Here is a 24,533-nt window from a genome sequence, read left to right on the forward strand (position 1 = left end):
ATCCCGTGCCATTCGAGATAAATGTTTTATCTAACTAATAATATTGAAGTAAATATTACTTCTCTGTAATCGTGGAAACCATCAAAGAGGTTCATAAAACCAATAAACGGTTCATAACAACAAATAATGGCGTAGAGTTTGGCCATGGACACAGACACCGCCGGCACCATGCTCGGCCAGTCGGACGCCTTTCTGGAGACGCTGGAAAAGGTGTCCCGGCTGGCGCCGCTGCGCCAGCCGGTGCTGGTGATCGGTGAGCGCGGCAGCGGCAAGGAACTGATCGCCGCACGCCTGCATTACCTGTCCACGCGCTGGCAGGGGCCCTTGATCAAATTCAACTGCGCGGCGCTCAACGAGGATCTGATCGACTCCGAATTGTTCGGCCACGTCGCCGGGGCCTACACCGGTGCCGCGCGTACAAGGCCCGGACGCTTCGAGGCGGCCGATGGCGGCAGCTTGTTTCTGGATGAGCTGGCCAGCATGAGCCCGCGTCTGCAGGAGAAATTGCTGCGCGTGGTTGAGTACGGGCAATTCGAGCGACTGGGTTCCAACGAAACGCTGAGTGTGGACGTGCGCCTGATCGGCGCTGCCAATGTGGACCTGCCCGAACGGGCCCGGCGCGGCCAGTTCCGCCCCGACCTGCTCGACCGGCTGTCGTTCGACGTCGTCACCGTGCCGCCACTACGGCAGCGTCGCGACGATGTGCTGCTGCTCGCCCAGAGCTTTGCCGAAAACATGGCGCGCGAACTGGGTCGCGAGGTCTTCGCCGGCTTCGCGCCCGCTGCGCGGCACGAACTGCTGGCCTACGACTGGCCCGGGAATGTGCGCGAACTCCGCAACGTCGTGGAGCGAGCGGTGTATCGGCTGGATGATTCCGAACAGGCGGTCGAAGTTATCGAGTTCGATCCCTTCGCTTCGCCTTACCGTCCGGGTACTGCTGCGGCGCCTGTCCCCACCGAGCCGGCGTCCGCAGAAGCCGTGACGGGGGCGGCTCCCGACGTATCCCCGCAAATTCTGCCAACGCAGGGTTACCGCGGAGCCGTAGCCGCTTTCGAGCGTCGTTTGCTGGAGCAGGCGCTGGAAGCGGCGCGCTACAACCAGCGGCGCGCGGCCACGTCTCTCAAGCTCAGCTACGACCAGTTGCGCGCGCAGTTGCGCAAGCACGGGCTATCCGGAGCGCGTAATCACAAGCCGACGTAGCCAGTCGAACATCACGCCGATCTCGGAATCACGGTGAGTCGGAAGGCTGGTCGGCATCAACCGTATGGGAGCGGGGGGCGCGCAGATTCTGATAGACCACCGCGCCGGCTTCGGCCGGACGCTCCTGATCTTCGGAATGGGGTGTTGCCGCGGCGGCTTGCAGCGCGTCATCGATGCGCGCCTGCGTCGGTGCGCCCAGCCAGTCGGCGTTGATCAGAATTGCTGCGTGCAGCAGCAGGGTGACGAGCACCGCGACGATCATCGGTGTGCGGCTTGGCCGGTACGGGCGCTCGGTTGCGTGCACCTTCGAAAGGGGCGAAGGGCTTTGACGGGTCTGGCGCGGATTCATGCGTGAAGATTGTAAGCCGGCGCGGGTTCATCGTTGCCGGCGTGTGCCGGTGAACACCATCGGCGCGGCGTGCGGGACCTAACGCGACAGCTTCGATGCGGCTTCGGTCTCTTTGGCCAGCTGACGCAGGAATTGACGGACGCCCATGTTTGCCGGCTTGATCCTCAGCCATATCCTGCGCAGCTCGTACGCCGCGATGGCCAGCAGCCCCAGCACGATGAGCGGACCGAAGACGGCCAGTGCCATAAGCGTTGCAACGCCCACGATGATCCAGGTCCGCGGCCTGCCGGCACCGCTGCGCGCATGGGCGGCGAATTCGCTGGGTGCGCGCTGCAGCGTGTCGAGCGCGGGCGTTGGAATGCCTGCCCGCCGCAGCTGTTCACGGACGCCCATGAAGGCGATGTTGGTGGGTCGCAGGGTGCGCGCCGCGGCCTGTGCCCTGGCGGGCGGATCGCGGCGACTCTCGGCCGCGCGCGTCGGTCGCTCGTTCGGCTTGACCGGGTGGGTGCGAGCAGCACCGGGCGCCGCGCTGCGCTGTGCGGCCACCCACGCCTGATACTGCGACTTGGCGGCCGCAGATCGGGCGTCGGCCCCCCGACTGGCCACCGGCGTCAGCGCCCGAACGGTCAGATGCATCACCGGCCCGAGCGCAACGCCGATCACCAAGGTGCTCAGCGCCAACGAGGAGAATCCACCCAGCCCCCAGATCCACAGCGCGCCCAGCAGACCGGCCACGCCGAGCAGCACCCCGACACTGCGCGTGATGCGCCACGCCAGAACGCAGAAGATCAGGCTGACGGCCAGCAGGATCAGCGCGGTCAGCGCAGCTTCCCAGTCGCCACCTTCGGCAGCCGCGGTCGAATGTCGCAGGTGGGTGTCCGCCACCGCCGGAAATTCCCGCAGTTCTGCGAGGCTGTGAGCGAGAAACCTTGCCGGGTCCTGGGTGGCGTCTTTCGCCACGGCGCTCAAGGCCTGGGTCATGTCATCGACCCATTGCTCAATATCCAAAGACGTCGCGGACGGCTCGTCCGCTACGTTCGTGGTCAGGCGCTCCGGGCCGGGCTCGCTGAGCAGAGCCGCACGGTCGCTGGGCTGGTAGCGCGCCGCCGCCACCACGGGTTCGCTCGCAATCGGATCCTCAGCACTGCTCACCTTGAACACGATGGCTTGCGTGCCGGCAATGATGGCGGCGCTCAGACCGGATCTCGCCGCCGTGGGCAGGACGTGATCGACCAGCACCGATTCGGCCTCGGCCTGGCTCAAGTGCGAGCGCAGCGCGTCGCCCGCCGCCAGCGCCACCACGCCGCCGGGGGCCGCGAGCAGCAGCACGTCTCTGCCCGCGCCGCTGTCGTCCTGCCATCGATGCAGGGCGCGCTGTGCGTAATGTCCGGCCGCCTCTGCGTCCAGATCAGGCACCGTGAGCACGGCGATGCGGACGACCCCGGTATTGGCAATTCCCGCCAGCAGGCTGTTGATGGGGCCGACCATGTTCGGCTCGATGAGCTGCGCAGGATCGAACAGGTGTCCACTGGAGGACGAGACATGCTCTTGCGCATGTCCGACCAGCGTAACGACGGCGAGCAGGCCCGCTGCGAATTGACTCAGGCGCATGTGTGATCCCCCGATCCAGGCGGGTCGATCATGTGCCGTGACCGTCTCTACAACAAGCTTTCCCGGCCACCAGCGTCGGATCGAGTGGGTCGGACTACTTGGCCGGGAGTTGATCTATCGGTTCGGCCTGAGCCTGGCTCGCCAATTCTGCGGCATGACGTTCCGGCGAGCCGGTGCGACGGCACATGGCGGCGTACAGCGCGGGCACCACGAACAAGGTGAACGCGGTGGAGAAGGCGACGCCGAAGGCAATGACCACGCCCAGGATGCGGCGCGCCTCGTAGCCGGCGCCGTCGGTGACGATCAGCGGCACGGCGCCGGCGATGGTGGCGATGGAGGTCATCAGAATGGGCCGCAGGCGCGTCTGTGCTGCATTCACCAGCGCCTCGTCGAATGCCAGGCCCTGGTCGCGCCGCTGGTTGGCGAACTCCACGATCAGGATGCCGTTCTTGGCCGCCAGGCCCACCAGCATGACGACGCCGATCTGCGAATACACGTTGAGGGTCATGCCCAGGGCCGACAGCGCGGCCAGCGCGCCGAACAACGCCAGCGGTACGGTGCTGAGGATCACCACGGGATGGACAAAGCTTTCGAACTGTGCGGCCAGGACCAGATAGACGATCACCAGCGCCATGACAAAGGTGAAGTAGAGCGCGCCGCTGGCTTCCTTGAACTCGCGCGACTGGCCGTCGTATGAGATGCGTGCCTGTTCGGCGCTTTCCTCGCGCACCACCCGTTCGAGCAAGTCCAGGCCCTCGCCCAGGGTGATGTCCGGCGCCAGGTCGGCGCTGATGGTGATGGAGCGCAGGCGATCGGTGCGCTTGTATTCGGCGGCCGAAGCCTGCTCGCGCATGCTCACCAGATTGGACAGCGGCACCAGGGCCCCGCTGGCGGCGCGCACGTAGACCTGGCCCAGCGCGGCGGGATCGGCGCGCTGCTCGGGCGGCGCCTGCAGCATCACCTCGTACTCTTCGCCACGATCCTGAAAACGGGTGACGCGACGTTCACCGAAATTGGATTCGATGGCCTGGGCAATGTCGGCGATGCGCACGCCCAGGTCGCCGGCGCGGCCGACATCGATATCCAGCTGGAACTGCGGTTTGGTCTCCTTGTAATCGGAATCCAGGCGCGTGAGCTGTTGCGGATGGTCGCGCTGGATGCGCGCGATGACGCGGTTGCGCCATTCGGCCAGTTGCTCGTAGCTGGGTCCGCCCATCACCACCTGTACCGGCTGTCCGCGGTTGGCGCGAAAGCCGGTGCGCTGGATCACCCGCACCTGCGCGGCGGTGATGTGATCCAGCGAGTCCGCCACCTCCGCTCCGATCTGCGCAGAGGCTCGTTCGCGCTCGCCCCAGGGCACCATGGTGACGCCGACCGATCCGCTGTTGACCTGGTTGCCGCCCCCGAAGCCGGGCAGGCGGAACAGCACGCGCGCAATCTCGCCATCCTTCAGATATTCGAGCAGCGGCGTTTCCACCTGATCCATCACCGCCGCGGTATACGCAAAGCTGGCGCCCTCGGGCGCGCTGACACTGACGGTGAACTGACCGCGGTCTTCCGACGGGGTGAACTCGCGCGGGATGCCCAGGAACAGCAGCGCTGTCGCACCCAGCAGCGCTACCAGGCCGACGATGGACAGCGCGGGGCGGCGGATGACGCTGCGCAGCACGCCACCGTAGCGTTCGCTGACGCGATCCAGCGCGGCGTCAAAACGCGCATACCAGCCGCTCTGCGCCTGATGTCCGCGCAGCAGCCACACCGACAGCACCGGCGCCAGCGTCAGCGCGATCAGGCCCGAGGCCGCCACCGATCCGGCCATCGCCAACGCGAACTCTCGGAACAGGCGTCCGATGTTGCCTTCCAGAAAGCCCAACGGCGTGAACACCGCAATCAACACCGCGGTGGTGGCGACGATGGCCAGGCCCACCTCGCGCGCGCCGCGAAACGCGGCCAGCAGTGGCGGCTCGCCCATCTCCAGGCGACGGTGGATGTTCTCCACCATGATGATGGCGTCGTCCACCACCAGACCGATCGCGAGCACCAGTGCCAGCAGGGTCAGAATGTTGATGGAGAAACCGAAGCCCTGCAGGAAGATGAACGACGCGATCAGCGAGATCGGCACCGTCACCGCGGGAATCAGCGTGGCGCGTGCGCTGCCCAGGAACAGATAGATCACCAGGATCACCGCCAGCGCGGCGAAGCCCAAGGTGATCTGCACCTCGTGCAGGGCCGCTTCGATGAACTCGGACGTGTCGTAGTTCAGCCCCAGTGTCATGCCGCTGGGCAGTTCGGTCTGCAGGCGCGCGGCCAGCTCCTTGGCGCCGCGGGCCACCGCCAGCGTGTTGGCGCTGGAGGTCTTGATGATGCCGATGCCCAGGGTCTCCTGGCCGTTGGCGCGGAATTTCGTGCGCGGATTCTCGGAACCCAACTCCACCCGCGCGACATCCTTGACGCGCACCGGAAATCCGTCGGGCCCCTGGGTGATCACCATCTCGCCGAACGCCTCCGGCGAGGTGTACTGGCGTTCGGTGCGCAGGGTGAACTCGCGTTCCGGGGTCTCGATGCGCCCGGCCGGACGCTCCACGTTCTGTTCGGCGATGGCGTTCTCGACGTCGGCCGCGGTCAGGCCGCGCGCCGCCAGGCGGTCGCGGTCGAGCCACACGCGCATCGCGTAGCGCTGGTCGCCACCCAGGAAGATGCGCGACACCCCGTCCAGCGTGGCGAAGCGGTCCACCAGATAGCGGTCGGCGTAATCCGACAGTTGCAGCGGCCCCATGTTGTCGGCCGACAGCACGAAGAACATGATCGGCGAGGCGTCGGCGTCGGCCTTGGTGACTTCCGGCGGGTCGGCCTGATCCGGCAAATTGTTGAGGATGCGCGATACCCGGTCGCGCACATCGTTGGCCGCGTCATCGATGTTGCGCGACAGCAGAAACTCGATGGAGATGCTGGAGCGGCCGTCGCGCGACTCCGAGTTCATCGCCTTGATGCCCTCGATGCCGGCGATCTGATCCTCGACGATCTGCGTGATCTGCGTTTCCACCACCGCCGCCGACGCGCCGGCGTAGTTGGTGCTGACCGAGACGATGGGCGGATCGATGTCGGGATACTCGCGCACCGAAATCGACTGCAGTGCAAACACGCCGAACACCACCAGCATGAGGTTGACGACGGTGGCCAGCACCGGCCGTTTGACGGAGATATCGGACAACCACACGCAGGCGTACTCCTGATTCGAACGGCGACGCGGATTGCCGGATTATGCGGGACGGCTAGCGGACCGCCGAAACACTCGCAAGGTTCCGGATCGGGCGAACGCGAACGCCAGATTGCTCGCAGGTCCTGCGGTCAGCCCGGCGCAGCCCGATGTCAGCTTCGACGCTGCCGTAACAGGTCGCGCTGCAGGTTGAGCACCGCCTGCTCGATGCTGCGCCGGGGCAGCTCGTCCTCCAGATACAGCGCCAGGCCCAATCGGGTCAGCGCGCCGCTGCGCATCGTATGGCACACCACCGCCTTGCAACGCACGCGCAGATCGTTCCAACCGAAGGCGACGTCCACCGGCTGGCCGGGCTGCAGATCCACCGTACCTTCCACACCGACGCCGCAGCCGTTGCAGGACACATCGAGCAGCCGGCCCGACCACGTACGGGTGGCGGTGCCCAGGCGCAAGGGGTGCCGCCGGTTGGCCGGCAGCCGCACGCGATAGCTGTGGCGACGCTGGCGATCCTGGCTCAGCCAGGGGTCGACCAGTCGGTAGGTGTGAGGCCGCGACTCGCGCTCGTGCCCCTCGTAGCGCGTCTGAAAGCGCAGCGCGCGTCCGTCGATGCAGGCGTCCAGCGCGAGCGTCGCACCTGTTACCAGTTGGGGATCGCCGCGTGGCGCATCCACCCGCAGACAGCGTTCAGATCGGTCCGCCTCAAGCACCACGCTCAGCCCGAGTGCACCGTCGGCGGGGGTGGACAGCATGATCGGGGTGCGCAGCGTGCGCAGGGCATGCAGCAGGTCCCAGGTCTCGGTTGCTGCGACCGGCGCTGACGAGGCAGCCCCGGCGGGACCCACGTGCGCGTTCACGCCGCCGCCAGCACCCGGCTGATGCGACCCGTGCTGGCCTGTCCGTGGCGGCCGTACAAGCCGGGGCCCTGGCTGCGCTGGAGCAGTTTCAAAGCCGCTCCGACGCGCGCCTGATGGTGGTCCAGCAGGCTGCGCGATTCGCGATTGCTGCGCTGCAATCGCGCCGCCAGTAGCGCCAGCCGGTCCAGCTCCGCGTCCAGATCCAGACTGCGCAGCCAGGCCGGCAGCGCGTTGCCTGCCGCCTGCAACTGCAGATCGGTCGCAAGTTTCTGCAGGCGCTGCACGCGCGTCACCTTGTCGCGGCTGATCGCCAGCACGGCCGGCCAATCGCGCGCCTGCACGCGCTCGCGCTCCTGCAGCAACAGGGCATCGAGCTCTTCGGCCAGCGCGTATTGGGCGTCGAGATTGCGGCGAACGGTGTCGGCGGTGCTCATGGCAGCCGGATCGGCACCTGCGTCATGGAGACAGATCGCGTTCGGCCTGCAGCAGCCGCCGAGCGATGACCTGCGGGTCGGCTTGATAACGGTCCTGCTCCAGCAGCCGACGGATTTCCGCCACCTTGCGCTCGTCCACGCCGCTGTCGGCGCGCACCTGACGTTCGAGCTGCTGCATCAGGCGCGCCTCGCCGGTCAGCGCCAGGGTGTCCGGCTCTCGTGCAGGGTGCTGCGCTGCGCTGGCCGCGGCGTCGCGCGGGCGACCGACCGCGCCGACCGCAAGGGCCGGTGCCGTCCCGGTAAAGGCATCGATCTTGGTGCTCACGGCCGCCGCTCCTGGCAAGGGTCTGGCCGGTTAACGGCTGTTCCGCAGGCAACTTGAGCGCGGCCGACGAGCGGTGGTTCATGACTCAACGCGCAGGCGATCAGAGGTCGATCTGCACCGTGCCGTCGGCCTGTACCCGGCCTTGCACGACACGGCGGGAGCTGGGGTTCTCCACCCGCAACGCATCGCCAGCCGCGGCGTCGGACAAGGCCTTGCCCTGGGCCCGCACCTGGAAGGCGCCACGGCCGCTGATCAAGGTCACCGCCTGTCCGCGACGCACCACGCGCTCGGCCGCCAGTGCGCCGGGCAGCAACACCGCGCCGGCAGACAGCGGCCGGCTCAACACCTGGCCCTGCAATTCATCGACGGACTGCAGCCAGCCGGCGCCGAGACTGGCGCGATCGCGCATCTGCACGTCCACGTCGCCTGCCTCGATACGTTCGCCGCGCGCCATGGCACGCAGGCTCACCAGCACCGGCACCTGCACACTGATGGTCACCGGCACGTAAAGCTTCCAGCCCAGGGAGTCGCAGCGCACCTCGACCTGTACGGCGGTAGCGTTCTGCGCGAGGTTGCGCGCGTGCAGCGGGGTCGGACAGGCTTGCAGGCGCAGACGCGGGTCGAGGTCGGCGGCGCGCAAAGTGGCTTGCTCGGGCTGACTGAGCGCGGCGTGATCCACCGCACGCTGGCGGATGCGCTCAAGCGACTCGATGGAGCCGGCCTGCGCCGAGGCCGGCTCGCCGGAAAATATCCAGAACAGGATCAGCGTCACGGCGAGGGGCCGTGCCAGCGAGAGCAGGGTCATCGGCGACATCCTTGGGGCGAGAACGATCATGGCCGGACCGGTGCAAGCCCTGTGCCTGTGCACGGACGTCCGCGCAGCAGCCGATTTTCTGCCGGGCGATTGCGTTCCGGTCGCGTGCACCGCTGCGCCGATGGCAGATGATGTGGCCCAGGACTTGCCGCAGTCCGCGCGTTCCCGGATTTCTCCAGGTTGCAGGCCATGGCCGCAGGTTTGTTGGACAGCATCGATCTCAATACCCGACTCGCCGGGCACAACCGCCTGGCGCTGCTGCTGTTCCGTCTCGACGAGCGCCAGATATTTGGCATCAACGTGTTCAAGGTGCGCGAGGTGATTCCGCGGCCGGTGCTGTCGTGGATGCCCGGCACGCACGCGCAGGTGGCCGGCGTGGCGGAGATTCGCGGCCGTGTGGTACCGGTGATCGATCTGCACCGCGCGGTAGGTGGGGCCGCCAGCGGCGATGACGCCAAGCACGTCATCGTTACCGAATTCAATCGTTCGGTGCAGGGCTTTCTGGTGCGCGCGGTGGATCGCATCGTTCATGTCGACGTAGCCACGGTGGAGCCGCCACCGAGCGGTCCGCAGGGCCACCTCACCGCAACCACGCGGGTGGGCCCCGAGCTGGTCGCGATCATCGACGTCGAGAAAGTGCTGGCCGAGGTGGTGGGCCAGCCGCCGGGGCTCAGCGATCGCCTGCGCGAGGAAGTGCGCCGGCTGTCGCCGTCCGGGCGGCGCGTACTGGTGGTCGACGATTCCAAGGTGGCGCGCGCGCAGATCGAAAAGGTGCTGGGCGAAATGGGACTGACTTGCACCGTCCTCGCCAACGGTCGCGAGGCGCTGCAGTACCTGCAAGGCATGGCCGACCGCAGCCAGACGCCGCAGGACGAATTGCTGATGGTGATCTCGGACGTCGAGATGCCCGACATGGACGGTTATCGCCTGACGACGGAAATCCGGCGCGACCCGCGGCTGGCGTCGCTGTTCGTGATGCTGCACAGCTCGCTCAGCGGCGTCTTCAACCATCACATGTCGCAGAAGGTGGGCGCCGACCGCTTCGTCGCCAAGTTCAGCGCCGACGAACTGGCTGAAGGCGTGCTCGAGCGCCTGCAGCAGGTCGCGTGAACGGTCGCACCGAGCGCCCGCGGAATCACGGCGACGGGCCGCTGCGACGGGAGCGCAAGGCGATCCGGCATCGCATCGGCGCCGCGCCGGGCACAGGACTTGTAGCACCGGCGCAGACCCTTTACCGGACGCCCTCATGAGCGGCACCGATCCCTTGTTCGGCATCCATGCGCAGGCGCTGCAACTGCAGCAGCGACGCATGGAAGTGTTGGCCGCCAACATCGCCAACGCCGATACCCCCGGCTTCCAGGCGCGCGACATCGACTTCCGCAGCGCGCTGCAGCAGGTCATGGCGCAGGCGGAGGCGGCGCGCGGCAACGGTCAGGCAACGCCGTTACCCGCCGTCGCCGCAGACCCGCTCAAGTTCCGCGTGCCCATGCAGCCCAGCGTCGACGGCAACACCGTGGATGTGCGGACCGAGCAGGCCGCGTTCATGGACGCGTCGCTGCGTTACCAGGCGGCACTGGGCTTCGTCGACGGGCGTATCAAGAGCCTGCTCACGGCCATTACCGGCGAATAGGAGGCTGTCAGATGAGTTCCTTCCGCATCTTCGACATCGTCGGCTCGGCGCTGTCGGCGCAATCCACCCGGCTGAACACGGTGGCCAGCAATCTGGCCAATGCCGATTCCGTCGGTAGCACGCCAGAGGCCGCCTACAAGGCGCGCATGCCGGTGTTCCAGGCCGCGCCCGATCAGGCCAGCCCGGAAGCCGCCGGTGTGCGCGTGCTCGGGGTGGTGGAAAGCCAGGCCGAAGCGCAGCGCCGCTTCGAGCCCGGCAATCCGCTGGCCGATGGCGACGGCTACGTCTACGCCTCCAACGTCAATGTGGTGGAAGAGATGACCAACATGATCTCCGCCTCGCGCTCCTACCAGTCGAGCATCGAGGTGATGAACACCGCCAAGGATCTGGCCATCCGCACCCTGAGCCTGGGCAAGTAAGGACATTCCATGAACGTCGGCGGCAGCACCTCCAACCCCTACACCGATCTCGGCCTGGGCCTGCGTCAAGCGGCACCGCAGGCCGAGATGGGCCAGGCCGATTTCCTGCGCCTGATGACCACGCAGTTGCAGTACCAGGATCCGTTCAAGCCGATGGAGTCCGGCGAGTTCCTGGGCCAGATCGCGCAGTTCTCCACCGTGTCCGGCATCCAGGGCATGCAGGAGTCCCTGGACAGTCTGGCCGCGGCGCTGACCTCCAACCAGACCCTGCAGGCGGCGAGTCTGGTCGGGCGCGGCGTGCTGGTGCCCGGCGACGGTCTGTGGCTGCCGGCCGAGGGTGCGGTCGAACTCGGTGCCGAGCTGCCCGCCAGCGGCAGCCTGTTGCTGGAGATTCGCGATGCCGGCGGCCAGGTGGTGGATCGCGTCGATCTCGGTTCGCAGCCCGCGGGGGTGGCGCGCATCACCTGGGACGGCACGGGCGCCGACGGGGCGCGCCTGCCCGAGGGCGCCTACTCGGTGAGCGCGCTGCTGGCCAGCGGCGACGCCGGCGAACAGGTGCAGACCCTGGTCAGCGGCACCGTGAACAGCGTTTCCACCGGCAGCAGCGGACTGCTGCTGCACCTCAACGGCTTGGACCCGGTGGAGCTGTCCGCGGTCCGCCAGATTCTTTGACCTTCAACCCGGAGCTTCCATGTCCTTCAAGATCGCCCTGTCCGGCCTGACCGCGGCCTCGGCCGAGTTGTCGGTCACCGCCAACAACATCGCCAACGCCAACACCACCGGCTTCAAGCAGTCGCGCGCCGAGTTCGCCGACTTCTTCCCGCAGTCGTCCTACGGCCTGTCGCAGAACGCCATCGGCGCCGGCGTGCGGCTGGAGCGCGTGGCCCAGCAGTTCACGCAAGGCAACGTCAACTTCACCGACAACGCGCTGGACCTGGCGATCTCCGGCGAAGGCTTCTTCACCGTCTCCGACGGCGGCGCCACGCTCTACACCCGCGCCGGCGAGTTCGGCACCAATCGTGACGGCTACGTGGTCAACGCCTCCGGTCATCGTCTGCAGGTGTTTCCGCCGAATGCCGGCGGCGCCGGCTTCGACACCTCGCGCACCACCGACCTGCGCCTGTCCGGCGCCGACAATCCACCGGCGGCCTCCGGCAGCATCGAAGGAGCTTTCAACCTGCCGGCCAATGCGGTGGTGCCGACGGTCGGCACCTTCGACCCCGACGACGCCGAGAGCTACAACCAGAGCACGGCGCTGACCCTGTTCGATTCGCTGGGTGCCACCCACGCCGCCAGCCTCTACTTCATCAAGACCGCCAACCCCAACGAGTGGTCGATGCAGGTGCAGATCGACGGCACCCCGGTGGGACCCGCCACCACCCTGCAGTATTCCGACACCGGCACCCTGGTGTCGCCGGCCGGTGGCCAGATCGCGCTGCCGGCCTACGCGCCGGCCAACGGTTCGGCGCCGATCAGCCTGAATCTCGACATCGGTGCCTCGACCCAGTACGGCGAGGGCTTCGCGGTCAGCCGCCTGAGCCAGGACGGCTTCGCCACCGGGCGCCTGGCGGGCATCGACGTCGGCGAGGGCGGGGTGGTGCAGGCACGCTACACCAACGGCCAGTCGGCGCAGATCGGACAGGTCGCGATGGCCAACTTCCCCAATCCGCAGGGTCTGCAGCAGGTCGGTGCCACCGCCTGGGCGCAGAGTTTCAACTCCGGCTCGCCGGTGATCGGCGCCGCCGGCACCGGCAACTTCGGCGACGTGCAGTCCGGCGCGCTGGAGGCCTCCAACGTCGATCTGACCGCGCAGCTGGTCAACATGATCGAGGCGCAGCGCAACTTCCAGGCCAATGCGCAAATGATCTCGACCAGCGATCAGATCACCCAGACCGTGCTCAACATCCGGTAAGGCATCGTGGACCGCGCCCTCTACATCGCCATGACCGGCGCCACCCAGACGCTCAAGGCGCAGGCGGTCAACAACCACAACCTGGCCAATGCCAGCACGGTCGGATTCAAGGCCGAGCTGGCGGCGCACAGTGCTGTGGCGGTGGACGGCGCGCAGCTGGCCACGAGAGTCAACACGCGACTGGACGGGCTGGGTTTCGACAACCGCCTTGGCAGCATCCAGCAGACCGGCAACCCGCTGGATGTGGTGCTGGCGGCCGATCACTGGCTTGCGGTGCAAGCACCCGATGGCGCCGAGGGCTATACCCGCGCCGGAGATCTGCGCGTCGGTGCCGATGGCCTGATGCGCACCGCCGCAGGTCATCTGGTGATGGGCGAGGACGGACCGCTGTCGGTGCCGCCCCACACGCAAATCTCCATCGGCGGCGACGGCACGGTCACCGTGTTGCCGCAGGGGCAGGGCCCGGAAGCGCCGGCGGTCATCGGTCGGCTGCGAGTGGTGCGCGCAGAGCCGGCGCAACTCGAGCGCGACGGCGGCGGTCTGATGCGTCTTGGCGACGGCGGGGAAGAACTGCCGCCCGCCGCCGGACAGGTTCTCAGCAGCGGCGCGCTGGAAAGCTCCAACGTCAATCTGGCTGACGCCATGGTCAACATGATCCAGCTGGCGCGCAGCTTCGAGATGCAGGTCAAGCTGATGCGCGCGGCCGAGGACAATGCGCAGGCTTCGGCATCGGTCATGCGCATGGGTTGAGCGCAGGTGCTCGCGTAGGACCGCACGCTCGACCGATCACGCGGCCAAGGCCAACGGCGCCGCCCGCGCCGCAATCGGCTTCCGCACATCTTGAGATAGGCGCCGCAGTCCCAAATTTTCAACGGTGATCAGTTGGCGCGATACTGGCTGGCTAGGCCGGTTCGCCGGACCGTGAGAATACTGCGTCGGTAACACTCGGATGGGTACTTCGGACTTGAATTACAAGGACTATTATAAGGTGCTGGGCGTCGCCCGCTCGGCCTCGGCTGATGAAATCAAGAAGGCCTATCGGCGGCTTGCGCGCGAATTTCATCCCGACAAGAACGCCAACAAGGGCGCCGAGGAACGCTTCAAGGAAATCAACGAAGCCAACGAGGTGCTGTCCGACCCCGAAAAGCGCCGCGCCTACGACGCGCTCGGCGCCAACTGGAAGCACGGTGGCGGGTTTACGCCGCCGCCGGGCTGGGCCGGTGGCGGGTTCGGCAATGCGCGTGGCGGCGGCGCGGGCCCGGGCGGATTCTCCGATTTCTTCTCCACCATGTTCGGCGGTGCTGCAGGCGGCGGTGGATTTCGTTTCGAGGACGAGCCCGATCCGTTTCGCGCGCCGGCACCGGCGCGGGCCAGGATCGAGATCAGCCTGGAGGATTCCTACCACGGCGGTTCGCGCCAGGTCAGTCTGGCGGATGGGCGGACCTTGAACGTGCGCATTCCCAAGGGCATCACCGAGGGGCAGAGCATTCGCCTGGCGCAGCAGGGGCCGCGTGGTGCGGACCTGATGCTGGAGATCGGTTTTGCGGCGCATCCGCGCTTCAAGGCGGAAGGCCGCGACATCGCCGCGACCCTGAATGTTGCGCCCTGGGAAGCGGCGCTTGGGGCCAAGGTACCGGTGGACACCCTCGGCGGCACGGTGGAGTTGAACGTGCCGGCCGGGACGCAGGCGGGCCGCAAATTCCGGCTCAAGGGACGCGGTCTGCCCGGCAGCACCGCCGGCGACCAGACGGTCACGGTCCGCTTGGTGACGCCGACGCCCAAGGACGATACCGAGCGCGGCGCCTACGAGGCCCTGGCGCGGTTGTTCGAGGATTTCGATCCACGCAAGTCGGCGTAGCAAGCGCCGCACAGGTCCGAAATATCTCGTGCTTTGCACGGGGCTGCGGCATCCTGAGCCATGCAAGTTCCCCAGGAAAAGCTGACGCCGCGCGAGATGGTCGTGCTGGACCTGCTGCGGACCGGTCTGACCAACAAGCAGATCGCCCGATCGATTGCGATCTCCGAGCAAACGGTCAAGTACCACCTCAAGAACATTTACGGAAAGCTCGGTGCGCTGGGTCGCGCGCACGCGGTGGCCATTGCTGAACAGACCCGCAGCGAAGCCGCCAGCGAGCCTGCCACCGAGGACGGAACGGCGCTGGTTGCCGCGGCGGGTGGATCGTTGTCGCCGCTGGCGTTTGCGCGCCGCGCGAGACGGCTCTACGCGCAGCGTCCGGCGGTGGAGGAGCACGGCCGCAGCTGGACCTACGCCGACTTTCTCGACCGTTGCGATCGCGCGGCTGCGCTGCTGGCATCGCTGGGTGTCCGCCATGGCGATCGCGTCGCGGTACTGGCGCCGAACTGCATGGCTTTGCTGGAGCAGTTCTACGCGGTGCCGCAGCTCGGCGCGGTGCTGGTGCCGCTCAACGAGCGCTTCGGCGCCGAGGAGTGCGTGGGGGTGGTCATGCACTGCGAGGCTCGCGTGCTCTGCGCAACCCAACGCGACGCGGCTGATCTAGACGATCTGCGCGACCGCCTCCCCGGCGTGGCCTGGGTGTTGCTGGATGGCGGGCGGACCGGCTGGATCGACTACCAGGCGGCGTTGCGGGTCTCTGCACCGGTGGCGCCAGCGCCGGCGATCCACGACGACGACCCGATCACCATCAACTACACCAGCGGCACCGGCGCCCATCCCAAGGGCGTGGTCATCAGTCATCGCAACGCCTGGGTCAACAGCCTCGGGAGCTTGTTGCACTGGCCGCTGCAGACCGACGACCGCTTCCTGTGGAACCTGCCGATGTTTCACGCCAACGGTTGGGGGTTCGTGTGGACGGTCACCGCGGCCGGCGCCACCCACGTGATGGCCAGCGGTATCGAGCCCGAGGACCTGGCCCAGCGTGTGGACCGCGATCGCATCACAGCGCTGTGCGCCGGACGGACCACCCTGGCCGGCCTGCGCGCATTGCAAGGGCCGTCTACACCGCGCGTGGGCGCGCCGCCGCGCGCGCTGTTCGCCGCCGCGGCGCCTTCGGCGGCGCTGATCGAGCACGTCGAGACCCAGTGGGGTTGGGACATCACGCACGCCTACGGCATGTCGGAGGCGGCGCCGTTCCTCACGGTATGCGTGTGCCTGCCGGAACACCGGCATCTGGACGCCAGGGCACGTTATCGGGTCAAGGCCCGCCAGGGTGTGCCCATGCTCACCGTCGACGAACTGCGCGTGGTGGATGAGGAAGGCCAGGACGTCCCGGCAGACGGGACCACGCTGGGCGAGATCGTGGCTCGCGGCCCGATGGTGATGAAGGGTTATTACCGCGACCCGCAGGCGACCGCGCGCGCCCTGGCCGGAGGCTATCTGCACACCGGCGACGCCGCCGTCATGCATCGCGACGGCTATATCGAGATTCGCGATCGCTTCAAGGACATCATCATCAGCGGCGACGAGATCATCAGCTCGGTGGAGATCGAGGAGGTGATTGCGCAGCATGCGCAGGTGCAGGACGTCGCAGTGGTCGGCCGCCACGACGACGTGCTCGGCGAGCGCGCGCTGGCCTATGTCCAGCTCAAGGCCGGCAGTCGGACCACCACCGATGCCCTGCTGGCCTATGCTGCCGAACGACTCACCGGCCTGCGCGTGCCCGCCGCGGTGCATTTCGTCGATCTGCTGCCGCGTACCGCCACCGGCAAGATCCGCAAGTACCGTCTGCGCGGCGATCTGACAGCCGACCCAAGCGGGTAGTGGCGGGTCGGGCGCTTGATGCCTAGGCTTAGGGTCGACAGCGCATTGAACCAAACCCATAACGACGATCGCGGAGGAGCGACCTCATGGAAACACCCCTCACCCCCCTGGATTTTTTCCGGCGTGCACGCAAGCTGCACCCGGATCGCGAGGCTGTGGTCGACGGCAGCCAGCGGTACACCTATGCCCAGTTCGGCGAACGCTGCGATCGCTGGTCGGCGGCGCTGATGAAACTGGGTGTGGGGCAGGGCGATCGCGTCGGCACCATCGCCCCCAACACCCATCAACACCTGGAGCAGTACTACGCCATTCCGCAGATGGGCGGTGTGATCGTGCCCATGAACTATCGGCTTACCGCCGACGATTTCATCTACCTGGCGACGCACAGCGGCTCCAAGGTGCTGTGCGTGCATGCGGACTATTTCGCGCTGGTGGACAGCGTGCGCGACCGGATGACCGGCGTGGAGCATTTCGTGGGCTTGGGAGGCGGCAAGGAAGGCTGGCTCGATTACGAGGCGTTGCTGGCGGCAGAGTCGCCGGAGTTCAAGCGACCCGAAATCGCGGAGACCGACCTGTTGTCGATCAACTACACCAGCGGCACCACCTCGCGGCCCAAGGGCGTGATGATCACGCACCGCAACGCCTGGGCGAACTCGGTAGGCACGTTGGTGCACTGGAACATGACGCCGTCCGACCGCTACCTGTGGACCCTGCCGATGTTCCACGCCAACGGCTGGACCTTCACCTGGACGGTGACTGCAGCCGGGGCCACCCATCTGTGCCTGCCCAAAGTCGAGCCTTTGCTGATCTACGAAACCATCAACAAGGAGCAGGCGACCCACCTGTGTGCGGCGCCGACGGTGCTGATCGGCATTGCCAATGGTCCCGAGCAACAGCGCAAGCAGGTTCGTCGCGGCGTGAAGGTGTTCACCGCCGGTGCGCCGCCGGCGGCCGCCACCATCGAGCGCATGGAAGGCGAACTGGGCTGGGACATCACCCAGGTCTACGGCCTGACCGAGACGGCACCGTTCATCTCGATCTGCGAGCCGCTACCCGCGCACGCCAAGCTGTCGCCGACGGAGCGCGCCAAGATCAAGGCCTTGCAGGGGGTGGAACTGATCACCTCGGGCGAGCTGGACGTGGTGGACGAGGAGATGAACCCGGTCCCGCACGACGGCAACACCCTGGGCGAAATCGTGGCGCGCGGCAACGTGGTGATGAAGGGCTACTACAACGACCCCGAAGCCACCGCCAAGGCATTTGCCGGCGGCTGGTTTCATTCCGGCGATGCGGCCGTGGTGCATGCCAGCGGGTACGTCGAGATTCGCGATCGCTTCAAGGATGTGATCATCTCCGGTGGCGAAAACATTTCTTCGATCGAGGTGGAGGCCGCGCTGCTGCGGCACCCGGCCATACTCGAGGTGGCGGTGGTGGGCATGCCACACGAGAAGTGGGGGGAATCGCCCAACGCCTTCGTCGTGCTCAACGCCGGCAAGTCCGCGACGGCCGAAGAGCTGCGCGCATTTGCGCGCGACAACCTGGCTCACTTCAAAGTCCCTTCCGCGTTTCATTTCGTCAGCGAGCTGCCGAAGACCGCCACCGGCAAGATCCAGAAGTTCGTGCTGCGCAGCGGTCGCGCCGGCATCGCCGCACAGTAGCGCCGCGGCGGTCGATCCGGTCGCCGGGCATGAAGCCGAACACGCTGCACGCTTTGCTGGACGCCGCGGTAGACGGTGGCGGGCTCGCCGGGGTCGTCGGCCTGCTGGCCTCGCGCGGGGAGGTCAGCTTCGAGTACGCCGCCGGCCGGCGCGCGCTGGGGGCGGCGCAGCCGATGACGGCCGACACCGTGATGTGGATCGCCTCGATGACCAAGGCGGTGACCTCGATCGCGGCGATGCAGTGCGTGGAGCGTGGACTGTTGCAACTGGATGTGCCGGTTTCGCGCTGGGTCCCGGAGATCGACGAAGTGCCGGTGCTGACCGGTTTCGACAGCGCCGGTTGCGCGATCCTGAGACCCGCTGCACGCAGTCCGACGTTGCGCGAACTGCTGCTCCACACCGGCGGCTGTGCCTACGAATTTCTCGACGCCGATCTGGCGCGTTATTTCGAACTCCATAAAGTTCCGCCCGGAGCCAGCGGCGCGCACGCGACCCTGATGCGCCCGCGGGTGGCCGATCCGGGGGTGCGCTGGGATTACGGCATCGGTCTGGACTGGGCGGGTCGTGCGGTCGAGGCCGCGACGGGACGGCGCCTGGGCGATGCGTTTCGGGAGCAGATTTTCGAGCCGCTGGGCATGCAACACAGCGCTTTTCGATTGAGCGCGGCGATGCGGGAAAACCTGGCCGGCATGCATGCGCGCAAGCCGGATGGCGAGTTGATCGGGCTGCGCTTCGAAGTCAATCAGGCCGCCGATCACGACATGGGCGGCCATGGGCTGTACAGCACGCCCAGAGAGTTTCTGCGCCTGCTGCGGATGTTGCTGCGCGGCGGCGAGCTGGACGGCAGGCGGCTGTTGTCAGCGGCGACGGTCGCGGCGATGTCCGGCGATCAGCTTGGTGCGCTGCGTCTGCCCGCAGGAATCCGCAGCGTCGATCGACGCTTGTCCAACGACATCGGTTTTCGAGACGACGGACGCAACGGCTGGGGCCTGAGCTTCCTGGTCGAGCTGGCCGACGTGCCAGGCGGCCGCAGGGCGGGCAGCTATTCCTGGGCCGGACTGTGCAACAGCCATTACTGGATCGATCCGGCGAGCGATCGCGTCGGCTTGCTCATGACTCAGGTGCTGCCCTTTTTCGATGCGCCGACCACAGCGCTGCTGCAGCAGTTCGAATCCGCAGCCTACGATCCTTGAGGGTGCGGGCGGTTCACAGCGGGGCCCGTCTGCCGAACCACGGCTGGGCTTGTTCGAGCTGCGCGGACAGCTGCAGCAGGCGGGTGTCGTCCGCCAGCCGCGCGGTGAACATCATGCCCACCGGCAGGCCGTCGTCGCTCCAGTGCAGGGGCAACGAGATCGACGGCTGACCGGTGACGTTGAACACCGGCGTGTTGGGGATCCAGTCCATGGATTTTTCCGCCACCTGTTGCAGCAAGGTGCCGGACTTGATCAGACCGGCGATCGGCAACCGATTGACCAGGCCGAGTTGCAGCCGTTCGATGAAGTCGGCCTGCAGTGCACCGATACGAAACGGCGGCATGCCCAAGGTCGGCGTCAGCAGCATGTCGTAGTGCTCGAACCAGCGGCCGATCCGGCGCGTCAGCGAGGCAAAGAAGTAGCGCGCCAGGGTCACGTCCTCGCCGCTGACGGCCCGACCGATACGCGCCAGCGCCAACGTCGCCGGTTCGATCTTGCCCCGATCCAGTGCCCTGCCCAGGTTGCGGGCGATGTAGGCGAGATAACCGGCGGTCTCGGCGGCCAGCATCACCACGAAGGCCTGGATGAAGGCTTCCCGTTCCACGACCGGAGCGGCTTCTTCCACCTCGTGTCCCAGTGACAGCAGCAACTGCACCGTGTGCTCCAGGCCACGCACGCATTCGGGGTGCATGGTCCGACCCACCAGAGGCTTGGACGAAAACGCGATGCGCAGCCGCGGCGGGGCCTCGCTCAAGGCCTGCAAGTAACCGGGCGCGGGGCTGGTGAAATAAGGACACCCGGCATCGGGCCCGGCGGTGGCATCCAGTGCCGCGGCGCAGTCGCGCACGCTGCGGGTCAGTACGTGCTCGGCGGAAAATCCCCACCAGGATTCGCCACGATCCGGGCCCGACGGTGTCAGCCCGCGGGAGGGCTTGAGGCCGACCAGGCCATTGCAGGAGGCGGGAATGCGGATGGAGCCGCCACCATCGCCACCGCTGGCCATCGGAACGATACCCGCCGCAACAGCCGCACCCGAGCCGCCGCTGGAGCCGCCGGGTGTGTGGTCCAGATTCCAGGGATTGCGCGTCGGCCCGAACAGCAGCGGTTCGGTGAACGGCGTCAGTCCGAATTCGGGGGTGTTGGTCTTGCCGAACACGATCAGTCCGGCCGCCCGATAGCGGCGGACCAGTTCCGAATCCTGCGTCGGCACGAAGTCGGCCAGCAGTCGGCAGCCGCCGGAAGTGGTCTCGCCGCCGTAATCCGCCATCAGATCCTTGAGCAGGAAAGGCACACCGCAGAACGGCCCCGGTCGTGGCGCCACGGTCTCGCGACGGGCGTGGGCGTCCAGACGCTTGACGACGGCGTTGATACGCGGGTCGACCTCGTCGGCACGCCGGATCGCGGCCTGCAGAAGCTGCTCCGCGCTGACCTGCCCGCTGGCGACCAGTGCAGCTAGACCCAGCGCGTCGTGGGAGACGTAGTCGTCGAATATCATGGTGGAGTGTCGGTCAGGGATTGCGGGAGGCTAGCAGTCCGGATTGGCGAGCTTGTCGGCTTGACCCCTTCAGGCGTGCGCGTGCCGGGTCGGGTGCCGATTGATTCCTGGCCCGGCCGAGGCCGAGTCATTATCTGTCCGGCGACGCCAGAACCGCTCGTGGAAGTGATACGCGACGGTGTTGCACAGCGGTTCGATCAAGGCGATCGCGCCGCCGGCCAGGATGTCGCCGGTTAGCAGATAGACGACCGTGAAAGCCACCGTCATATGCACTGCAGCGAAACTGAAAGTCTTGATCATGTCGGGCTCTGTGTGATCGCCAGGATTTCTGCGAAGACCAGATGCTAATGATTCTCGACAATAGCTCAAGTCAAACATTTTGATCTTTGGAATAGTTTTTCACCATGACAGTATGACGACCAGAGCGCCACAAAAAAGGCCCCGCGGTGCGGGGCCTTGATGTCGAGGCTTGCCTCTTTGTTTATTCTTCGCCGGAGGCGAATCCGAGCAGATGCAGCAGGCTGGTGAACAGGTTGTAGATGGAGACGTAGAGCGTCACCGTGGCCAGCACGTAGTTGGTCTCGCCGCCGTTCACGATCTCGCCGGTCTGATAGAGAATCAGGCCGCACATCAGCAGCGCGAACATCGCCGAGATGCCCAGCGCTAGCGGCTGGAAGTAGAAGCCGAACATCGAAGCCACCAGCATGCCGATGCTGAGCACGAAGGCCAGCAGAATGCCGCCGAACAGCATGCCGCGCATGAAGCTGAAATCGCGACGGGTCTTGACTGCGTAGGCGGACAGGCCGACGAAAATCGCGCCGGTGAGACCGAAGGCCATCATCACGATCTGACCGCCGTTGGCAAAGCGGCCCAGGTACATGTTGAGCACCGGACCCAGTCCGAAACCGAGCAGGCCAGTGACCGCGAACACCACCCAGATGCCCGCCTCGGAGTTGGCGGTGCGCGGCACCACGAACCAGAGTAGCCCCAACGACACCAGCGAACACACCAGGCTCAGACCGTAGGGCACGTTGAGCGCCATCGACACGCCGGCCATCACGGCGCTGAACAGCAGCGTCATCGACAGCAGCATGTAGGTGTTACGCAGGACTTTCTGGGCGGAATCGGCAATGCCGGGTACCGCGCCAGCGTAGGGGCCGCGGCCGACGGTTACGGGGTACTTGCTTTGGCTCATGGCGCTGCTCCTGAAAAGAGAATCGAATTGGGAAATCGAATTCGGGTGTACAGGTTTAATGGTACTACGAAGGCTATTCGGACCCGATAGTCGTCGGCGCGGTTCCGTGGCCGGATCGCATCGGCACCGAGCTTGACGCATTCACGGTACAGTCACGAAAAATGCAACAAATTAAACAATTTGGGGAACCTTGGGGCCGCATAGTCCGTGTCTAGATCACTATACTGCGCTGCAGCATACCGACCGTTCGAGTTTCTTTCTGTTTAGTGGAGTGCCCGATGAAGATTTCAAGCTCCCGGATCCGAGCGATGACGCTCGCCTTGTCCGCCCTGTTACCCGTTGCTGCCCATGCCGGGCCGCTGACCACGTTGGGCGCTGCGCTCGGCAACGTCGGCCCCGGCGTGACCGCGCTGACCGGCAGCCTGCCGATCCTAAGAGGGCTGACGGGGCAACGCGGTCCGCTGGGAATCACCGCGCTGCAGGAAGGCAACAACGGTTCGGGCATCGGCGACGTCCTGCGCATCGGTCGCTTCGCTCTGATCGCCGACCAGCTCGACGGCGTCCTGGTCACGCCCTTGCTCGGCCTGGACGGCAACATCGGCCTGCTGGACCTGGCGCTGCTCGAAGGTGACGGGTCGGCCATTCTCGGCCCCAACGGACTGCTGTCCGGGGCCATCCTGTCGGAAAACAACACCGGCTTAGGCGGCCTGGCGGCGCTGGGCGTGCTCAATGGCAACAACACCGGCAGCTTCGCAACCCTGGCAGGCATCGCGGCGCTGTCCGGTATCAACGCCGGTCGCGGCGAACTGGCCGGCGTCGGCATTCTGAACCGCAACAACACCGGCCTCGGGCGCCTGCTCGGCCTGGCGGTCCTGTCCGGCAACAACGCCGGCAACAGCGGCGGTATCGGCATCGGTCTGCTCAACGGTGACAACACCGGCAACGGCCTGGGCTTGCTCGGCCTGGCGGCCTTGTCCGGCAACAACGCCGGCAACGGCAATCCGGTCGGCATCGGCCTGCTCAATGGCGCCAATACCGGTAACGGCCGGTCGATCGGCGTCGCGATCCTGTCGGGCGTCAATTCCGGTAACGGCGAGGACCTCAGCGTGCAGGTGCTCAACCGCGATCAACTCCTGAACATCGGCTTTGGCGAAGGTCGGAGCCTGAGCCCGGCCAGCCTGATGACCCAACTGGATGCGGTGGCCAAGCAGATTCCGCTGATCGACGCGTTCGGAATCAATGTCGGCGGCAGACTCGCTGGGCCGGCGAGCTACAGTTCCAACCCGCTGCTCAATCTGGGTTTGCTGGCCGGCGACGGCGCGGGCACCGGCGGCGCGATCGGTGTCGGCGTACTGGCCGGCGACAGCTCCGGGCAGGGCAGCGTTCTCGGGGTCTGCGCGCTGTGCGGCGACGGCTCCGGCAGAGGTCCGCTGGGCGTCGCCGCGCTGTCGGGTAACGGCAGCGGTCAGGCCACCCTGAACGGGATCGTTCCCGCGCTGGCCGGCGTGGCGCTGTTGTCGGGCAATAACACGGGCACCGGCGGCGCGGTCGGCGTCGGCGTGCTCAACGGCGACAACACCGGTTCCGGCAGCCTGCTCGGACTCGGCGCCCTGAGCGGCAACGATGCTGGCACCGCCAGTCTGGCGGGCATCGGCGTGCTCAATGGCGAGAACTCCGGCACCGGTGCGATCGGCGCCGGGATACTCAACGCCAACAACTCCGGCAATGGCGACTTTCTCGGTGCCGGCGTGCTCAATGGCGACAACTCCGGCAACAGTCTGTTGCTGGGGGCCGGTGTTCTGAACGGCGACAACTCCGGTAACGGTGGACAGCTCGCGATCGGTGCCCTCAACGGTGACGGCTCGGCCAATTCGGGCCGGCTGGCTGTGGCGGCGCTGAACGGCGACGACTCCGGCAATTCCGGTACGGTCAGCGTCAGTGCCCTCAATGGCGACAATTCGGGCAATGCCGATTCGGTTTCCGTTGGATTGATCAACGGCGCCGAGTCCGGCGAAGGCGGCCAGCTCGCCGTGGGTCTGCTCAACGGCCCGGAGACAGCGCCGGTCGACGACTCCGTGGCCACCAACACCGAAGAAGAACTTTGCACCGTGGTGGTCCGCGATTCCTCCACCGGCGCGACCCGGAGCGTGGCGACCGCCTGCGACATCGCCATGGCCTCGACCAAGGCTGATCCCAACGCGGTCCAACTCCAGAACGTCAGCATCCAGGCGGCTGCGCCGGTACGTCCGCCGCTGGCGGCGCCGCCAGCCCAGCCGATCGATCCGTTGTGCACGGTGATCGTGCTCGACGGCCTGGGCAACATCTCGCAGTCAGGCAAGGCCGATTGCGAACTGGACACCTGAGCGACAAACAACAAGCAGGCACTGCGCTGCGGATGATGCGGCGCGAGAGATAACGCTTCGCCCCCCGAGGGGTGGGTCACCTCGGGGGTTCAAACCAGAAGAGAGCACAACGGCCGCAGTCGGCC

At 66.7% G+C, this 24,533-nt stretch carries 22 protein-coding genes; 12 read left to right on the forward strand and 10 right to left on the reverse strand.

The window, feature by feature from the left end:
* The first annotated feature begins 144 nt into the window (after positions 1–144).
* Entirely contained in the window at positions 145–1,200 is a 1,056-nt protein-coding gene (gene pspF, locus ACOOHP_RS07530) for a phage shock protein operon transcriptional activator (protein ID WP_420465835.1), read from the forward strand.
* Positions 1,201–1,228: 28 nt separating this feature from the next.
* Here pspF and ACOOHP_RS07535 read toward each other — a convergent pair whose 3' ends face one another.
* The 7 genes from ACOOHP_RS07535 to flgA form a co-directional block, all read right to left on the reverse strand.
* Positions 1,229–1,549 (reverse strand): hypothetical protein, encoded by a 321-nt coding sequence (locus ACOOHP_RS07535; protein ID WP_420465836.1) that lies wholly within the window; start codon positions 1,547–1,549, stop codon positions 1,229–1,231.
* Positions 1,550–1,627: 78 nt separating this feature from the next.
* A complete protein-coding gene (locus tag ACOOHP_RS07540) occupies positions 1,628–3,160 on the reverse strand; it encodes a TPM domain-containing protein (protein ID WP_420465837.1) in 1,533 nt (510 codons plus the stop codon).
* 94 nt (positions 3,161–3,254) lie between these two features.
* Positions 3,255–6,377: an efflux RND transporter permease subunit gene (locus tag ACOOHP_RS07545; RefSeq protein ID WP_420465838.1), complete on the reverse strand. Its 3,123-nt coding sequence runs from the start codon at positions 6,375–6,377 to the stop codon at positions 3,255–3,257.
* Between the two features lie 152 nt (positions 6,378–6,529).
* Complete coding sequence (locus ACOOHP_RS07550) at positions 6,530–7,231, reverse strand: PilZ domain-containing protein (RefSeq protein ID WP_420465839.1); 702 nt, start codon at positions 7,229–7,231, stop codon at positions 6,530–6,532.
* Positions 7,228–7,665 (reverse strand): flagellar export chaperone FlgN, encoded by a 438-nt coding sequence (gene flgN, locus ACOOHP_RS07555; RefSeq protein ID WP_420465840.1) that lies wholly within the window; start codon positions 7,663–7,665, stop codon positions 7,228–7,230. Before flgN ends, ACOOHP_RS07550 begins: the two co-directional genes overlap by 4 nt.
* Before the next feature lie 22 nt (positions 7,666–7,687).
* Positions 7,688–7,990 carry a flagellar biosynthesis anti-sigma factor FlgM gene (gene flgM / locus ACOOHP_RS07560; protein ID WP_420465841.1) on the reverse strand — a complete coding sequence of 101 codons (303 nt, stop codon included), beginning with the start codon at positions 7,988–7,990 and terminating at the stop codon, positions 7,688–7,690.
* A 100-nt stretch (positions 7,991–8,090) separates the two neighbouring features.
* Complete coding sequence (gene flgA / locus ACOOHP_RS07565) at positions 8,091–8,795, reverse strand: flagellar basal body P-ring formation chaperone FlgA (RefSeq protein ID WP_420465842.1); 705 nt, start codon at positions 8,793–8,795, stop codon at positions 8,091–8,093.
* Between the two features lie 198 nt (positions 8,796–8,993).
* Here flgA and ACOOHP_RS07570 point away from each other — a divergent pair, with 198 nt between their 5' ends.
* The 10 genes from ACOOHP_RS07570 (at position 8,994) to ACOOHP_RS07615 (ending at position 19,355) form a co-directional block, all read left to right on the forward strand.
* Complete coding sequence (locus ACOOHP_RS07570) at positions 8,994–9,914, forward strand: chemotaxis protein CheV (RefSeq protein WP_420465843.1); 921 nt, start codon at positions 8,994–8,996, stop codon at positions 9,912–9,914.
* A gap of 136 nt (positions 9,915–10,050) precedes the next feature.
* Positions 10,051–10,434, forward strand: coding sequence for a flagellar basal body rod protein FlgB (gene flgB / locus ACOOHP_RS07575; protein ID WP_420465844.1), 384 nt, complete (start codon positions 10,051–10,053; stop codon positions 10,432–10,434).
* Positions 10,435–10,445: 11 nt separating this feature from the next.
* Entirely contained in the window at positions 10,446–10,853 is a 408-nt protein-coding gene (flgC, locus tag ACOOHP_RS07580) for a flagellar basal body rod protein FlgC (protein WP_420465845.1), read from the forward strand.
* A 9-nt stretch (positions 10,854–10,862) separates the two neighbouring features.
* Positions 10,863–11,525, forward strand: coding sequence for a flagellar hook assembly protein FlgD (locus ACOOHP_RS07585; RefSeq protein WP_420465846.1), 663 nt, complete (start codon positions 10,863–10,865; stop codon positions 11,523–11,525).
* Between the two features lie 19 nt (positions 11,526–11,544).
* On the forward strand, positions 11,545–12,765 hold the full coding sequence (gene flgE / locus ACOOHP_RS07590; protein ID WP_420465847.1) for a flagellar hook protein FlgE: 1,221 nt from the start codon (positions 11,545–11,547) through the stop codon (positions 12,763–12,765).
* A 6-nt stretch (positions 12,766–12,771) separates the two neighbouring features.
* Positions 12,772–13,515 carry a flagellar basal body rod protein FlgF gene (locus ACOOHP_RS07595; RefSeq protein WP_420465848.1) on the forward strand — a complete coding sequence of 248 codons (744 nt, stop codon included), beginning with the start codon at positions 12,772–12,774 and terminating at the stop codon, positions 13,513–13,515.
* Positions 13,516–13,729: 214 nt separating this feature from the next.
* Positions 13,730–14,623, forward strand: a complete 894-nt coding sequence (locus ACOOHP_RS07600) for a DnaJ C-terminal domain-containing protein (RefSeq protein WP_420466958.1) — start codon at positions 13,730–13,732, stop codon at positions 14,621–14,623.
* A 60-nt stretch (positions 14,624–14,683) separates the two neighbouring features.
* Positions 14,684–16,504: an AMP-binding protein gene (locus ACOOHP_RS07605; protein WP_420465849.1), complete on the forward strand. Its 1,821-nt coding sequence runs from the start codon at positions 14,684–14,686 to the stop codon at positions 16,502–16,504.
* 86 nt (positions 16,505–16,590) lie between these two features.
* On the forward strand, positions 16,591–18,162 hold the full coding sequence (locus ACOOHP_RS07610; protein ID WP_420465850.1) for a long-chain-fatty-acid--CoA ligase: 1,572 nt from the start codon (positions 16,591–16,593) through the stop codon (positions 18,160–18,162).
* 29 nt (positions 18,163–18,191) lie between these two features.
* Positions 18,192–19,355 (forward strand): serine hydrolase domain-containing protein, encoded by a 1,164-nt coding sequence (locus tag ACOOHP_RS07615; protein ID WP_420465851.1) that lies wholly within the window; start codon positions 18,192–18,194, stop codon positions 19,353–19,355.
* A 13-nt stretch (positions 19,356–19,368) separates the two neighbouring features.
* Here the strand turns inward: ACOOHP_RS07615 and ACOOHP_RS07620 are convergent, their stop codons facing one another.
* The 3 genes from ACOOHP_RS07620 to ACOOHP_RS07630 all read right to left on the reverse strand — a co-directional run bounded on the left by ACOOHP_RS07620 (position 19,369) and on the right by ACOOHP_RS07630 (position 22,045).
* Positions 19,369–20,850 carry an amidase gene (locus ACOOHP_RS07620; RefSeq protein ID WP_420465852.1) on the reverse strand — a complete coding sequence of 494 codons (1,482 nt, stop codon included), beginning with the start codon at positions 20,848–20,850 and terminating at the stop codon, positions 19,369–19,371.
* A gap of 69 nt (positions 20,851–20,919) precedes the next feature.
* The gene (locus ACOOHP_RS07625) at positions 20,920–21,150 is read right to left on the reverse strand and encodes a DUF2061 domain-containing protein (RefSeq protein WP_420465853.1); all 231 of its coding nucleotides are present in this window, start codon (positions 21,148–21,150) and stop codon (positions 20,920–20,922) included.
* Positions 21,151–21,331: 181 nt separating this feature from the next.
* Complete coding sequence (locus tag ACOOHP_RS07630; protein ID WP_420465854.1) at positions 21,332–22,045, reverse strand: Bax inhibitor-1/YccA family protein; 714 nt, start codon at positions 22,043–22,045, stop codon at positions 21,332–21,334.
* 308 nt (positions 22,046–22,353) lie between these two features.
* Here ACOOHP_RS07630 and ACOOHP_RS07635 point away from each other — a divergent pair, with 308 nt between their 5' ends.
* Entirely contained in the window at positions 22,354–24,408 is a 2,055-nt protein-coding gene (locus tag ACOOHP_RS07635; protein WP_420465855.1) for a beta strand repeat-containing protein, read from the forward strand.
* Positions 24,409–24,533: the final 125 nt, after the last annotated feature.

The organism is Panacagrimonas sp., assembly GCF_965216805.1.
GTDB lineage: Bacteria > Pseudomonadota > Gammaproteobacteria > Nevskiales > Nevskiaceae > Panacagrimonas.

What these genes read in the sequence shown, in the direction of transcription:
- flgA (WP_420465842.1), bottom strand. Translation starts at nt 8,795, where the DNA reads ATGACCCTGCTCTCGCTGGCACGGCCCCTCGCCGTGACGCTGATCCTG.
- flgC (WP_420465845.1), top strand. Translation starts at nt 10,446, where the DNA reads ATGAGTTCCTTCCGCATCTTCGACATCGTCGGCTCGGCGCTGTCGGCG.
- ACOOHP_RS07620 (WP_420465852.1), bottom strand. Translation starts at nt 20,850, where the DNA reads ATGATATTCGACGACTACGTCTCCCACGACGCGCTGGGTCTAGCTGCA.
- ACOOHP_RS07585 (WP_420465846.1), top strand. Translation starts at nt 10,863, where the DNA reads ATGAACGTCGGCGGCAGCACCTCCAACCCCTACACCGATCTCGGCCTG.
- ACOOHP_RS07535 (WP_420465836.1), bottom strand. Translation starts at nt 1,549, where the DNA reads ATGAATCCGCGCCAGACCCGTCAAAGCCCTTCGCCCCTTTCGAAGGTG.
- ACOOHP_RS07635 (WP_420465855.1), top strand. Translation starts at nt 22,354, where the DNA reads ATGACGCTCGCCTTGTCCGCCCTGTTACCCGTTGCTGCCCATGCCGGG.
- flgB (WP_420465844.1), top strand. Translation starts at nt 10,051, where the DNA reads ATGAGCGGCACCGATCCCTTGTTCGGCATCCATGCGCAGGCGCTGCAA.
- ACOOHP_RS07610 (WP_420465850.1), top strand. Translation starts at nt 16,591, where the DNA reads ATGGAAACACCCCTCACCCCCCTGGATTTTTTCCGGCGTGCACGCAAG.
- flgN (WP_420465840.1), bottom strand. Translation starts at nt 7,665, where the DNA reads ATGAGCACCGCCGACACCGTTCGCCGCAATCTCGACGCCCAATACGCG.
- ACOOHP_RS07625 (WP_420465853.1), bottom strand. Translation starts at nt 21,150, where the DNA reads ATGATCAAGACTTTCAGTTTCGCTGCAGTGCATATGACGGTGGCTTTC.
- ACOOHP_RS07605 (WP_420465849.1), top strand. Translation starts at nt 14,684, where the DNA reads ATGCAAGTTCCCCAGGAAAAGCTGACGCCGCGCGAGATGGTCGTGCTG.
- ACOOHP_RS07540 (WP_420465837.1), bottom strand. Translation starts at nt 3,160, where the DNA reads ATGCGCCTGAGTCAATTCGCAGCGGGCCTGCTCGCCGTCGTTACGCTG.
- ACOOHP_RS07615 (WP_420465851.1), top strand. Translation starts at nt 18,192, where the DNA reads ATGAAGCCGAACACGCTGCACGCTTTGCTGGACGCCGCGGTAGACGGT.
- flgE (WP_420465847.1), top strand. Translation starts at nt 11,545, where the DNA reads ATGTCCTTCAAGATCGCCCTGTCCGGCCTGACCGCGGCCTCGGCCGAG.
- pspF (WP_420465835.1), top strand. Translation starts at nt 145, where the DNA reads ATGGACACAGACACCGCCGGCACCATGCTCGGCCAGTCGGACGCCTTT.
- ACOOHP_RS07570 (WP_420465843.1), top strand. Translation starts at nt 8,994, where the DNA reads ATGGCCGCAGGTTTGTTGGACAGCATCGATCTCAATACCCGACTCGCC.
- ACOOHP_RS07630 (WP_420465854.1), bottom strand. Translation starts at nt 22,045, where the DNA reads ATGAGCCAAAGCAAGTACCCCGTAACCGTCGGCCGCGGCCCCTACGCT.